8 protein-coding genes are annotated in these 14,106 nt (G+C 53.4%); 5 read left to right on the forward strand and 3 right to left on the reverse strand.

Annotated features, from left to right (window positions below; all coding sequences use genetic code 11):
• Nucleotides 1-31: 31 nt before the first annotated feature.
• From ACTS3T_RS02615 to argH, 4 genes are all read left to right on the forward strand, one after another.
• Nucleotides 32-1,366 (forward strand): DUF2330 domain-containing protein, encoded by a 1,335-nt coding sequence (locus ACTS3T_RS02615; protein WP_462934736.1) that lies wholly within the window; start codon nt 32-34, stop codon nt 1,364-1,366.
• Nucleotides 1,367-1,606: 240 nt separating this feature from the next.
• Nucleotides 1,607-3,139 carry an N-acetylmuramoyl-L-alanine amidase gene (locus tag ACTS3T_RS02620; protein ID WP_462934737.1) on the forward strand — a complete coding sequence of 511 codons (1,533 nt, stop codon included), beginning with the start codon at nt 1,607-1,609 and terminating at the stop codon, nt 3,137-3,139.
• An 84-nt stretch (nt 3,140-3,223) separates the two neighbouring features.
• Entirely contained in the window at nt 3,224-3,526 is a 303-nt protein-coding gene (locus ACTS3T_RS02625) for a hypothetical protein (protein ID WP_462934738.1), read from the forward strand.
• A 181-nt stretch (nt 3,527-3,707) separates the two neighbouring features.
• The gene (argH, locus tag ACTS3T_RS02630; protein ID WP_462934739.1) at nt 3,708-5,102 is read left to right on the forward strand and encodes an argininosuccinate lyase; all 1,395 of its coding nucleotides are present in this window, start codon (nt 3,708-3,710) and stop codon (nt 5,100-5,102) included.
• Here the strand turns inward: argH and ACTS3T_RS02635 are convergent.
• The 3 genes from ACTS3T_RS02635 to ACTS3T_RS02645 all read right to left on the reverse strand — a co-directional run bounded on the left by ACTS3T_RS02635 (nt 5,099) and on the right by ACTS3T_RS02645 (nt 11,323).
• Nucleotides 5,099-5,635: a DoxX family protein gene (locus ACTS3T_RS02635; protein WP_462934740.1), complete on the reverse strand. Its 537-nt coding sequence runs from the start codon at nt 5,633-5,635 to the stop codon at nt 5,099-5,101. The two genes, argH and ACTS3T_RS02635, sit on opposite strands and share 4 nt — an antisense overlap.
• Nucleotides 5,636-5,831: 196 nt before the next feature.
• The gene (pruA, locus tag ACTS3T_RS02640; protein ID WP_462934742.1) at nt 5,832-8,822 is read right to left on the reverse strand and encodes an L-glutamate gamma-semialdehyde dehydrogenase; all 2,991 of its coding nucleotides are present in this window, start codon (nt 8,820-8,822) and stop codon (nt 5,832-5,834) included.
• Between the two features lie 155 nt (nt 8,823-8,977).
• Nucleotides 8,978-11,323, reverse strand: a complete 2,346-nt coding sequence (locus ACTS3T_RS02645; protein ID WP_462934743.1) for a hybrid sensor histidine kinase/response regulator — start codon at nt 11,321-11,323, stop codon at nt 8,978-8,980.
• Between the two features lie 222 nt (nt 11,324-11,545).
• Here ACTS3T_RS02645 and ACTS3T_RS02650 point away from each other — a divergent pair.
• A partial coding sequence (locus ACTS3T_RS02650) for a cobaltochelatase subunit CobN (protein WP_462934744.1) occupies nt 11,546-14,106 on the forward strand: 2,561 nt, incomplete at its 3' end.

The raw sequence follows: 14,106 nt of genomic DNA on the forward strand, positions 1-14,106 counted from the left end.
AAAGTCTTTTATCTATGAGCGAGTTGAAATCATGAAACGCTTACGTTCCCTCTTCTTCGGTCTGCTAGTAGCCGCCTTGGGGCTTTGGTTTGCGCCGGATGCTTGGGCCTTTTGTGGCTTTTATGTGGCTAAAGCCGACACTAGCCTCTACAACCAGGCTTCACAGGTAATTATTGCGCGCGATCGCGATCGCACTGTGCTGACAATGGCCAATGATTACCAAGGTGAGGTGGCCGACTTTGCCATGGTCATTCCGGTGCCGACAGTGCTGCAAGAAGACCAGGTGCATGTGGGCAATCCCGCCATTCTAGAGCGTCTAGATGCCTTTAGTGCGCCGCGTCTGGTGGAATATTTTGACCCCGATCCTTGCCAGCCCCCCCTGGTATATGCGCCTTTGCCCACAGGGGCGCTACAGCGAGCGGATCTAGCCGCCGAACTAGCAGAAGATGAAGCCCTAGGGGTAACGGTAGAATCTCGCTTTAGCGTTGGCGAATACAACATTGTGATTCTGAGCGCCCGCGAATCTGAGGGGCTAGAAACCTGGCTCCGCCAAAACGACTATCGCCTGCCTGCAGGGGCGAGTGAACTGTTGCGGCCCTACATTCGTCAAGGGCTGAAATTCTTTGTCGCCAGAGTTAATTTAGCAGAGTTCGATCGCGGCGGCTTTCAGTCATTACGGCCTTTGCAGATAGCCTATGAGTCGCCTCGTTTCATGTTGCCAATTCGCTTGGGTATGGTCAACGCTCAGGCCGCTCAAGATTTGGTGGTCTATCTGATCACGCCGGACGGTCAGGCAGAACTGACCAATTACCGCACAGTCAATGTGCCGTCTGATGCTGAAATTCCTGTCTTTGTCAAAGAAGACTTCAGCGATTTTTACAAAGCCATGTTTCAAACCGCCTATGAGCGAGAAGGCCGCAATGTTGCCTTTTTGGAATATGCCTGGAATATGGCGGGGTGTGATCCGTGTGCGGCTGATCCCCTCACCCCAGACGAGCTAAGGCAGGCAGGTGTTTTTTGGCTGAATCAGGCTGGCGATCGCTTTCGCCCCGCCCCTTCTAGCAACGCTTTTGTCACTCGCCTACATGTCCGCTATACCCGCGATAAATTTCCAGAAGACTTGGTTTTTCAATCCACCGCCAACCAGCAATTCTTTCAGGGGCGCTATATTTTGCGCCATCCCTACACGGGCGAAATCGATTGTCCTGCTGGGGAAGATTACCAGCGATCGCTATCAGAGCGTTTTGAGCAAGAGGCTCAAACCTTAGCCAGACTAACGGGTTGGGATATTAGCGAGATTCGCGCCAAGCTGCCGACTCCCGCCATTGTCACCCCAGAACCCTGGTGGCGTAGACTGTGGAACTAGCCTTATCGGGAGAGGGGGGGATAGGCGAATTTAGCCAATTCAAGGCACAATAGGCGAGCGTGATTGAGCCGTATTCTCCTGAAGCCAAAGAACAACTTTGAATGAAGTAGCTAGGCATTGCACCCATATCACCAAAGTGCGACACTAGCCTGACTAACGAAATTCGCGTATCCTTTGGCACCATTGAACGGCCACAGCGTCATTGCAGTTGCATCCGGCAATCGAGGAGAGAGAGGCAGTTTGCGATTTAATTGGCTAATACCGAGCGCTCTAGGAGCCGCTAGCGCACTGGTCGTTACCCTTCCGGCTGAGGCGGCTCGGCTCCAGTTCTGGCGGTTTGACGCACGGGCAAATCAGTTAGTTTTTACCACTGATGTCGGGGTGCAGCCACGCGCCCAGTTAATTTTCAACCCCACCCGTATTGTTGTGGATTTGCCCAATACGGTTTTGGGCAGTGCGACTGCTAGACAGGCAGTAGGCGGTACGATTCGAGAAGTCCGGGCGGGGCAGTTTAATGACCAAACGGCTCGCCTAGTGATTGAGCTAGAGTCGGGTTATACCGTCAACCCTCAGCAAGTGCAGGTACGGGGGCAGAGCGCCAATCAGTGGATCGTTCAGCTACCTACGCCTGAACGGGTAGCGGTGCAGTCTTCTCCGTTGCCTGCCGCTAGTGCTTCGCCTAATAGTGTGAGCGGTCAGCCTGCCGCTGGTGCTGCCACTCGTCTGGAGTCGGTTACGGCTACGCCAGATGGCTTTTTTGTCCGCACCCGGGGACAGGTTCCTGAGATTCGGGTACAGCGCACAGGACGGCGTAACGATCGCCAAATTACGATTGATCTGCCCAATACGGCGATCGCCGCTAATCTGGCTGCTCAAGACTTGCCTAACAACCGTTACAGCATCCGTCGCTGGCAGATTAGCCAAGAGCAAACCTCTCCCCCTAGCGCCCGCATTACGATGGATCTAGACGAGGGTAGCCCCGATTGGCAAATCAATACGACTAATCTGGGGGGGGTGATCATTGTGCCGCCTGCTGGGGTTTCGATTAATTCAATTAGCGATCGCCCTGGGCCGTCTGCCTCTGTCCCTAGTACCCCTGCGCCAACCGAGCCGATTGCGGTACCGCCAGCCCCGCAGGCTCCAATTTTGCCTCCCCAACCCAATCCGCCTGCCATTCCCCCGACGATAACACCGTCTCCCGTTAACCCACTGCCCGCCCGCGATGCCCGCATCGTCGTCACCATTGACCCAGGCCACGGCGGTCGCGATCCGGGTGCGGTTGGTCGAGGTGGCCTGCAAGAAAAGCAGGTGATCTTTCCGATTTCTCTTAGAGTGCGAGAAATTTTAGAGCAAAATGGCGTCAGCGTTGTCCTGACGCGTGAGCAAGATGTCACGCTTGATTTAGAACCACGGGTTCAAATTGCAGAGCGAGCCAATGCTGATTTGTTTGTGAGTATTCATGCCAACGCAATTAGCCTGAGCCGTCCAGAGGTCAACGGCACCGAAACCTATTATTATTCTGATGCCGGACTTCGGCTGGCACGGGTTCTACATGCCAGCATGTTGGCAGCGGGGGGACTCAACGATCGCGGTGTTCGCCAAGCCCGCTTCTACGTAATTCGCAACACCTCAATGCCAGCCGTTCTGCTAGAGGTTGGCTTTGTCACGGGTGCGCAAGATGCTCCCTTGCTGGCTGACCAACTCTGGCGCGATCAAATGGCTCAGGGGATTGCTAACGGTATTTTGCAATACATCGATACCTATTTGCGCTAACCCCAACGGCGAATTCAGCCCATCTAGAGTTTTCTGCTGTATAGTTTTGGGTTGTATAACCTCTGTGCTAGCGGAGAACTCTATATGCTAGAGCGATTGGTTTTGAGTTCTAACCCAATGGCTGGAATGAACCCGCCGGGTATAGTTTTGGTTGATGCGGATGCTTGGCTTTTGCCCCCCGATGCGATCGCCTTAGAGCAATCAAGCGGTTTAGCCAGCACCACTTTTATGCCTGAGTCGGTGGTCATTGCGCAGCAGTTTGATCAAGATATTTTAGGGGAGTTGGGCAGCGCCTTTAACACCTTTTATGAGTCAGGCCAAATTTGGGCTTTGATTATTGGCATCGTCATTGGCTATCTAATTCGGGGGATGACAACCTATAGCTAATCTGACCCTAGCCTCGCGATCGCGACGTCCTCAGGCACTGATACTTTGACCTGGCGCTTGCTAGTTATCAGCGGGCAATCTTGCTTTTTTGCCTCCGATTCGCTGCTTTGTTTACTGTGCCAACCGCAGATTCAGGTATATTCTCTGAGGTAATTGGATCACCGTTAGGACTTTAGCAATCTTGAGTACATCTCCCTCTACTTCCACCTGGAGTCAGCGATTTGAGTCAGCACTACACCCTGAGATCGCTGAATTTAACGCCAGTATCGGCTTTGACATTCACCTGATTGAATACGATATTGCTGGCTCTCAGGCGCATGCCAAAATGCTGGCTAAAGTTGGCATTATTAGCCCCGAAGAGGGAGATCAACTGGTTCAAGGGTTAGCTCAGGTTTTGGCCGAATACCATCAGGGCCAACTCCAACCCGGAATTGCCGATGAAGATGTTCACTTTGCAGTTGAGCATCGGTTGACGCAGATTGTTGGCGATGTCGGCAAAAAGCTGCACACGGCTCGCTCTCGCAACGATCAGGTGGGCACAGATACCCGGCTCTACTTACGAGCACAAATTCATCAGATTCGCGCCTTGCTCAAAGATTTTCAACGCGCCCTCTTGCAACAAGCCCAGCAGCACGTTGAAACGCTGATTCCGGGTTATACCCATCTTCAGCGGGCACAGCCTTTGAGCTTAGCGCATCATTTGCTGGCCTATTTTGAAATGGCCCAGCGCGACTGGGAGCGTTTAGGCGATGTCCTCAAACGAGTCAACATTTCACCGCTGGGCTGTGGCGCTTTGGCTGGCACCACTTTTCCGATTGACCGCCACTACACCGCCGAGCTATTAGAGTTTGATCGGGTTTATAGCAATAGTTTAGACGGGGTCAGCGATCGCGACTTTGCAATTGAGTTTGCCTGCGCCGCCAGTTTAATTGTGCTGCATCTTACTCGCTTGTCAGAAGAAATTATTCTTTGGGCGTCTGAGGAGTTTCGCTTTGTTACCCTCAAAGATAGCTGCTCGACCGGGTCTAGCATTATGCCCCAAAAGAAAAATCCTGACGTGCCAGAACTGGTACGCGGCAAGGCAGGGCGAGTATTTGGTCACTTGCAAGGGCTACTGGTGATGATGAAAGGGTTGCCCCTGGCTTACAACAAAGATTTACAAGAAGACAAAGAAGCCCTATTTGATACGGTGAGAACCACTCAGGCTTGTCTAAGGGCAATGACGATTCTTTTGCAAGAAGGCTTGGCGTTTCGCCCGCAGCGGTTGGCTACCGCCGTTGCAGAAGACTTTTCTAATGCTACGGATGTGGCAGACTATCTGGCGGGCAAAGGGGTGCCTTTTCGGGAGGCTTATAACCTGGTGGGCAAGGTGGTTAAAACTTCGCTAGCCGCTGGCAAACTGCTCAAAGACTTGACGCTAGAAGAATGGCGATCTCTCCATCCGGCTTTTGAAGCTGATATTTATGAAGCGATCGCCCCTCGCCAGGTCGTTGCAGCCCGCAATAGCTACGGCGGTACGGGCTTTACCCAGGTTCGGCAAGCCCTAGAAACCGCCGCCGCCAAACTACAAAGCTAAGCTGCATCAACCGTATTGGGTTCAGCGCTGGCCTGGTAGGCGTTTTCTAAGCGCATAATTTGCTTGGCTCTAGCAGAAAGCGCTGTGGCATCTAACTTGTTAGCCAGCAGCGCGTCGATCGAAAACAGGCCAGCGCCGTTGATCAAAAAGAACAAAAAACAGGCCGCGTAAATGGCTGAAAGCTCTAAGTAGGGCAGGCTAAGACCCGCAACTGAAACGTGGTGATACATGGCTACGCACATGGTGCTAAACAGCCCCAGCGCTGCCGGACGGGTCAACAAACCAAAGGCCACTAGCGGCGCACCGATTAGCTCGGTGTAGGCGGCTACATAACTCAGAAAAATTGGAAACGGTAGCCCTAGATAAGCCACATAAGCTTGAGCAAAGCTTTCGATGTTAGCAAGCTTGTCTTGACCGTTGTGAACCATCATGACGCCAACGACGACGCGTAAGATGGCCCAAGTGGTTTGGCTCCAAAAGTTGGGATTGACGTTGGGCTTAAACAGCCGGGCGATCGCAGAGGTAACAGACATGGCTGAGAGTTAAATGAGATTTGTTTACGTATATTAATAATTCTAGCGAGAATATTAAGCAACGTAAATGAAGCCCCGCTTTTTGGGCTAATGGCGGGTGGCCGCAACGGCGGAGGTAGGCTCTAAATAGCAGCGATCGCCCTATGAATGACTAAGGCGATCGCTAGGCTGTTACTTTTTAGGCAAGCCAGCAGCTTTATTCCATCCCTGCAATCGGAGCAAAGCCTTGGCGCTGAACGTTTTCTGTCGCCACTCTGGGTTCTAGAAATTGCAGCAAATAGTCGGGGCCACCTGCTTTAGAGCCAACGCCTGACATCTTGAAGCCGCCAAAGGGCTGACGAGCAACAATCGCCCCGGTGATGTTGCGGTTGATATAGAGGTTGCCGACGGCAAACTCGCGTTGCGATCGCTCGATATGGGAAGGCGTTCTAGAATACAGGCCACCTGTTAGCCCATAATCGGTACCGTTGGCGATCGCCAAGGCTTCATCAAAGGTTTCAGCTTTCATTACCGCTAGCACCGGGCCAAAAATTTCTTCCTGGGCAATGGTGTCTGTGGGGGAAACCTGGGTAAAAATGGTGGGGCTAACAAAATATCCGGTATCAGGCACAGGCATTTCTAGGGCTATCTGTGACTGGGCTTTGCCCGTTTCAATGTACTGACGAATGCGATCGCGGGCTTTGGCATCTACCACGGGGCCAACCACGGTGCTGGGATCTTCAGCCGGGCCAATATTGAGCGATCGCGTTGCTTCTACCAAGCGATTGACAAAAGTTTCGTAAATCGGAGCCAGCACAATCACGCGCGAACAAGCCGAGCATTTTTGGCCGCTATAGCCAAAGGCTGACTGCACCACACCCTGCGTTGCCTGATCAAGGTCGGCACTTTCGTCAACGATGATGGCGTTTTTGCCCCCCATTTCGGCAATTACCCGCTTCAAGTGTTTTTGACCGGGCTGCATCTGAGCGGCTTCAGCGTAGATCTGGCAGCCGACTTCGCGCGATCCGGTAAACGCAACTAGGTGAACATCGGGGTGTTTGACCAAATGCGCTCCCACGGTCGAGCCTCTGGCGGGCACATACTGAAAGACGCCTTTGGGAATGCCCGCTTCGGCTAAAATCTCACCAATTTTGGCGGCAATAACCGCCGAATTTTCAGCCGGTTTGAGCAGCGTGCAGTTGCCCGTGACCAGTGCTGCCACGGTCATGCCAGTGGCGATCGCAATTGGGAAGTTCCAGGGTGAAATGACAACGGCAATGCCACGCGGAAAGTAGCGATAGTGGTTGGTTTCGCCTGCTAGGTCATAGTCGTAACCGCGATCGAGCCGCTCCATCTCATCGGCGTAGTAGCGACAAAAATCAATCGCTTCAGAAACTTCAGCGTCAGCTTGTTTCAACGCTTTGCCCACCTCCAGCATGACCCAGGTAGACAGTTCTGCCCGCCGCGCCTCCATTAAATCAGCCGCGCGTCGCAAAATCGCGGCTCGTTCTGAGGCGGGGGTTGCTTGCCATTGGGGAAAGGCGGCTTTGGCCGCAGCGATCGCCTGATCAGCTTGTTCCTGACTGAGCAAACCGATCTTGCCAATTACTTCGCTGGGGTTTGAAGGATTAACCGAGTCTACCTGCGTTTCAGTTGAAACAAAATCGCCGTTCACCAACGGTAAATAGGTTTGACCGAGCTGTAAACGTACCTTTTTGAGCGCTACCGCCGCTGCGTGACGCGCTTCGGCCTCGGCATAATCGGTATCGGCGGCATTGGCAAAGGCGGTGGTTTCGCCAGTGACCTTGGGGCGCTGGCCGTCAGCGTCGTCAGGGGCAAATTCAGGAGCACCCAGAAGTTCAGCAACCGGGCGTTCTTCTAAATTTTGCCGCAGGAAAGAGCTATTGGCCGTATTTTCTAGCAGCCGACGAATCAAATAGGCCATGCCGGGAATCAGCTCGCCGTAGGGAGAGTAAACCCGCACACGGTAGCCGCGATCGCTCATGGCTTTGGCCAATTTGTCGGCCATGCCGTAGAGAACCTGTAGCTCAATAGCCCGCTTAGGAACGTTGATCGTCTCTGCGATCGCCATGGCATACGCCTGAGAACGGACATTGTGGCTACCGATGGCGGCATAGAGATATTCGTGGTTTTCAAGCAGCAGCCGCGTCATCCGCTCAAAGTTAGCATCGGTCGATTCTTTGTGGCTATAAACGGGCTGAGTCCAGTCGTGCTGGACGGCTTTGATCGTTTCTTGATCCCAATAAGCGCCTTTAACCAGCCGCACCGTTAGCGGCGTGCCGCGCTCTTTGGCCCACTCAATTAAATCTTTTAGGTCGCTGTAGCTATCGCGTAAATAAGCCTGCAAGGTGACGCCAATATCGCTGCGATCGCGGAATTCTGCTTCTAGCAATACCGTTTTTAAGGTTGACAGCGTCAGCGTTTTGTAGACATATTGCTCCATATCAAAGTGAACCGCAGCGCCTAATTCTTTGGCTCGACGTAACAGGGTGCGAATGCGATCGCTGACTTTCTCCTGACTGCCTTGGGCATCTAGCGGATCAAACTGGGAGTAAAAAGCCGTTAGCTTTACCGATACCTGAACCTTGGCTAGTGCTTCTCCCTCCGCCTGGTCAATGGCGGCCACGGAAGACCACTTTTGAGCCGCCGTAGTCAGCTGCTCCATCAGCACTAAATAGCCGTTGAGATAAGCCTGAGCTTCTGCTTCGGTGATGACCGCTTCGCCCAAAAGGTCTACGGTAAATGCCATTTTGTCTTTGCGCAAGCGCTCAATCGTTTTCGTCACCTGGCCGATGGTTTCCCCCGCAATGTACTTGTGAGCCAGGGTTTCGACGGCTTTAGAAAACGTTGTTGCGGCCAACTGTCCCGGCATGGAATCTGGGTTGGCAAAGTTGAGGACGCCTTTGAGGGCTTCTGGTAGCTCTACGGTCGGATCCCCTAAGTATTCCTGCAAGTGCCGCGCAATTTCGGCTTTACTGTGCAGGGCTGGCAGACAGTCGATGAAGCGAAAAAGCTGTACTCGCAAGCCTGGATTGTCCATGGCAAAGGCCAGCAGCCGATCGTCCCAACGCATCTGGTCGCGCACCTGGGCAAAAAGAGAGCGTTTTTCTCGCGTGGCTGAAATGAGTTCTTGGGCAATTGCCTGGGTTTTTTGCTCGTAAGTGGACTGAGAAACCTGTACGACCACAATAATGAAGCCTCGATGATGAGATCCGTATCTACAATTGTGAAGCCGAAATTCAGACAGAACTTCGTGACTTTAAGCTTTGTATCACAAGTCTTTAAGTCAAACAGCGCGATCGCCTACCGTCTGCCCGCCTGATCAGCCCAGAGCAACCCCCGCTAATGAGCCTGAGATTCTGAGGCGAAATGAGGATCTACCATCAGCGCATTGATCGTTTTTAGCAACTCTTCCGGGTCAATGGGTTTGGCCACGACGTCATCTGCCCCGATTGAACGTACGGTCACCTGCTCAGGATCGGCTTCGCTGGCAACAATGGCTAAAATTTTAATTTGCCCCGGCGTTGTATAAGCCCGCAACTGCTGAATCATGTGGTGACTGTTGGCGCTGGTTAGCTGCAAATCTACAATAATCGCGACAGGTTGCAACAACTCTACCTGTTTAACAATCTGAGAGCCGTCCACAATCCAGATCACCTGGTAGTCTGCAGCGGTTAGCATGTCGCAAATGATGCTGGCAACTTCTTCTTGCTCGGCCACCAGCACCACCCGACCCGTCATCGGTTCTGGAGCGGTCAAAGGCTCTGCTAAAGTCGCTTTCAGCGATCGGTGAGGCTGTAGCGGTAACCGCACCGTAAAAATAGAGCCAATACCCACTTGCGATTGCACACTGATAGATCCTCCATGCAGGTCAACCAGTTGTTTGGTCAGGGCTAGCCCCAAGCCCGTACCTTGATACTGGCGGTGCCGAGTTGTTTCTAACTGCTGAAACTTTTCAAACAAGAGGGTATGCTGCGAACTGGGAATGCCAATGCCAGTGTCTTCTACCTGAAAAACAACCACCTGTGGTTCAAAACGTAGCCGCAGTTTGACCGTTCCTTGGGCGGGCGTAAACTTGATGGCGTTGCTGAGCAGGTTTTGCAAAATTTGCTTCAATCGCCGGGGGTCGGCGGTAAACAGGTCGCTACCAGCCGGAATTTTTAGGTCGCTAATGAGTTGAATTTGCTTTTGATTCGCCTGTTCTTGAAACCCTTCTACACTTTGTCTGACCAGGCTAGAGAGCGAAAACTGGCTGATGTCTAAAGCCGTACGTCCCGACTCAATTTTAGAAACTTCTAAGATATCGTTGATGACTCCCAACAAATGGGCACCGCTGGCGTGAATGGTATCTAAGTAGCTGCGCTGACGCGGATTGAGATCGCCGAGCGACCAGCGCAGCAGCGTGGCTGACATGCCAATAATGCAGGTCAGCGGGGTACGCAATTCGTGGCTCATGGTCGCTAAGAACTCGCTTTTGGCGCGACTGGCCGACTGAGCAGCTACAAGCGCATCGTGGAGATCTTGGGTGCGCTCAATTACCCCGGCTTCTAGCGTCCGTTTTTGCTGCTGGAGTTGCTGATAGAGCTGGGCTTGGGCGATCGCGACTGCGAGGTGTTCGGCAATGTGCTGTAAAAAGTCAATTTCCCAGCTTTGCCAATGCCGCACCTCACGGCACTGATGGGCAATGAGCAGACCCCACAACTGCCCTTGCACTAAAATCGGTGCGACTAATTTTGACTTAATCTGGAACCGCGCCAGAAACGAAAGCAGACAGGGCGATGCCTGGTAAGCTGCTTGCACATTGTCAATGGCAGTCGGTGTCCCCTGCTGATAGCTTTGATAGCTTTGTGGCGGATCGCTAAAACAAGTGTTGTCAGAGCTTTCTAGTACGGAGGGCCATTGATCGGAAATGCGAGACTCGTAGGTAATAATGCCGCTATGACTCGCGATCGCTGCTGATCGATTACTCTCAGCCAGGGGTTGAGCTGTGGATGCCGCTTCAAACTGATAAATCACCAGGCGATCGCTTTGGAGAAACCGTCTGACCTGAGCTACGGTTGTTTCTAAAATGACTGAGAGATCTAAGGATTGCCGAATTTTAGTGACCACCTGATTGAGCAACAGGCTTTTTTCAAGCTGCTGATCTAAAGCGGCTTGAACCGGGTGGTCAACGCTGGCTTTGGCAGAATCGCTGGCGCTAGCGATCGCTCGTTGCAAAAACTGTAGGGCTAATTCACTGTAGCTTTGACTAATGTGGGTTTGCAGCAGCGGTTGGGCTGCCTGCACCGTTTCTTGTAGCGCTAAATCGTGGGGGGCTGTCTCGCGCAGTAAACGCAGAAAGTCAGCGATCGCCGTCGCGGTAAATGTCAACCTTACCTGGTAAAAACTACCTGGTTCAAAGCCGCTAGCTGCTAGCTGCGATCGCCCCAGCAGCAGCACTTGCACCTCAGGCGAAATCATCAACACAAAGCGCTCCAACTCAAGCTGAGCTAATGTGGCTTCGCTCAGGCTGGCATCGGTCATCAAGAATGCGTCGGCACCTGCTCCTTTTTCTAAAGCCAAGTGATGCAGTTCGTTAAAAACAGCGAGGGGCAGTTCGTAGCAGGAAAGGGCGTCTAAAAAGCTAGGCATGAGGTGCCAAACAGAAATAGGTGGCTGCAAAAATTCAATGTCGAGAATGGCTGTCAATCAAAAAGCTAACTCCATGACCTGACGCCGCTCTGCTGACAACGAACCCAAAACCGAGCATTAAATTCTTCTAATCATCCAGAACTCACGAGCTAGGTTGCTGAAGTTGGAGCCAACGGATGAGCGGCTGTTCAAGCTAGAGTAAGTTGAGGCATTAGGGATCATCCTAGCGTCCCATTTTCATAAAGTCCGTGAAGACTATAGTTCCTTCAGATTTGCCCGATGCATCGTCTAGCTGCGACTCCTGGCGGTTGGGATCCCACCGCAGAAGGGGTAATTTTTGTAGAGCAAACGCCTGCTCCGATAGGGATACTCACCGCTGCTGATACCGATATTCAAACCCTAGCTACCGTTCTGCCCCAGTTGCCGAAGGCGTTTCCAGCGCTGCGTGTTGCCAACTTGCTCCAACTTCAGCAGCAACTCTCAATCGACACCTACGCCGAAACCGTCATTGCCTCAGCCAAAGTCGTCATTTTGCGGTTGTTGGGGGGGCGCGCTTATTGGTCTTACGGGTTAGAAGTGGTCAAAGCGACGGTGCAGCAGACAGGCGCAGCTTTGATCGTCATGCCCGGTGACGATCGCCCTGATATTGATTTAATCAGCCATTCCACAGCGCCGTTAGCAGTGGTGAATCTGCTCTGGCAATATTTCACCGAGGGCGGCAGCGATAACTGGCGGTGGGGGCTGCAATATTTGAGCGATCGCTATTTTGCCACCACCTATAACCCGCCACCACCGCAGCTTGTCCCTAAAGTTGGTCTTTATCAGTCTGCCGCTTGGGCACCCCCCCTTAAAGGCTTAGCCGCCAATCAAGCCGAGATTGCTTTGGCCGCGACTGAAAGCCAGGAAGTCGAAGGCAAGGCTAAACCACGAGCAGGAATTCTCTTTTACCGCTCTCACTATTTAGCCGGAAACCTTGCGCCGATTCATGCGCTCTGCCAGTCACTAGCCGCTCGTCAGGTGCAGCCTGTCCCGGTTTTTGTCTCCTCGCTGCAAGACCCCGATGTACAAGCGGATTTGATCGCACTGCTCAAACCCAAAGCTGAACCCGGCATCGAGATTCTGCTCAACACCACCAGCTTTTCGGTCGCCAAACTGACGGCTACCCTCCCGGATCTACACCTCTGGCAAACCTTGAACGTTCCCGTCTTGCAGGTCATTCTCAGTGGCGGCACGCTTGAGCGCTGGCAGGCTAACCCGCAAGGGCTTTCTCCCCGTGACATGGCGATGAACGTGGCTTTGCCCGAAGTCGATGGTCGCCTCATCACTCGTGCTGCTTCGTTTAAAGCCGTCCAGCAACGGCATGACAGCCTGGAAACCGATGTTGTGGCGTATGAACCTGTGGGCAATCGCATTGACTTCATTGCTGACCTTGCCGTCAACTGGATTCGCCTACGAACCACACCTCCCGATCAACGCCGAATTGCCCTCATCCTGGCCAACTACCCTAGCCGCGACGGTCGCCTTGCCAACGGCGTCGGCCTTGACACGCCCCAAAGCTGCGTCGAAATTCTCAAAGCCCTTCAGCAAGATGGATACGACATTCCCTATTTACCCGAATCGGGAGACGAGCTAATCCAATGGCTCACCACCCACATCACCAACGACCTCGAAAGCCGCCACCTGCGGACGGCTCAGCAATCGCTATCGCTGGCAGACTATTGCCAGTATTTTGAACAGCTACCGGAAGGGGTGCAGCGGGGAGTTGTCGGTAGGTGGGGATGGGGAGATAGGGGGATGGGGGGATGGGGGGATGGGGAGAGGGGAGAGGGAGATAGGGGAGATGAGGGAGATAGGGGAGGGCAGGGGGAGGGAGGTCTGGCGAGGGCACCTTTTAATAGCAAAAACCTTGATTCTTCTTCATCTTCTGCGTTTCTTTCTTCCCCCTGTCCCGGCGTCTCCGCGTCTCCGCGTCTCTCGCCTATCCCCATTCCCGGCATTCAACTCGGCAATATTTTTATTGGCATTCAGCCCAGCCGTGGCTATGACCAAGATCCTTCGCTTAACTACCATGCGCCGGATCTAGAGCCGACTCATGACTATCTAGCTTTTTATTTTTGGCTGCGGCATCAGTTTGGGGCGCAGGCAATGGTGCATGTGGGCAAACACGGCAACCTGGAATGGCTACCGGGTAAAAGCATTGCCCTCTCGGCTGACTGCTACCCCGAAGCCGCCTTTGGCCCCATGCCTCATCTGTACCCGTTTATCGTCAACGACCCAGGTGAAGGTGCCCAAGCCAAACGCCGCGCCCAAGCGGTAATTCTCGATCACCTCACCCCCCCCATGACCCGTGCCGAACTCTACGGCCCCTTACAGCAAATCGAAGCCCTCGTAGACGAATACTACGAAGCCCAAAGCCTCGACCCCAAACGGTTACCCATCATCAGCGATCGCCTGCTTAAACTCCTGCAAACCACCCACCTGCTTCAAGACCCCAACCTGACACCCCCCTCTCCTCACCCCGCGTCCCCCCCTCCTCCCTCTCCCTTCCTCCCCTCCCTCCTGCCCCAACTCGACACCTACCTCTGCAACCTCAAAGAAGCTCAAATCCGCGACGGTCTGCACATCTTTGGGCAATGCCCCCAAGGTCACCAGCTCCGCGACTTAATCATTGCGATCGCTCGTCATCCCAGCGGCGATCGCATCGGTTTAACCAGAGCGATCGCCCAAACCTGGCAACTCGACCTCGACCCCCTCACCACCGACCCCGCCACCCCCTGGGTACCTACCCCCACAGCGATCGCCGCTCACCCCCCCTTACAAACCTGCCGCACCAGCGGCGA

The organism is Almyronema sp. (genome assembly GCF_052168255.1).
In the GTDB taxonomy this organism is placed as follows: Bacteria; Cyanobacteriota; Cyanobacteriia; order Phormidesmidales; family Phormidesmidaceae; genus Sphaerothrix; species Sphaerothrix epifaneia.

Excerpts from the sequence above, each read along its gene's own strand:
- ACTS3T_RS02615 (WP_462934736.1), top strand. The coding sequence starts at position 32 with ATGAAACGCTTACGTTCCCTCTTCTTCGGTCTGCTAGTAGCCGCCTTG.
- ACTS3T_RS02635 (WP_462934740.1), bottom strand. The coding sequence starts at position 5,635 with ATGTCTGTTACCTCTGCGATCGCCCGGCTGTTTAAGCCCAACGTCAAT.
- ACTS3T_RS02625 (WP_462934738.1), top strand. The coding sequence starts at position 3,224 with ATGCTAGAGCGATTGGTTTTGAGTTCTAACCCAATGGCTGGAATGAAC.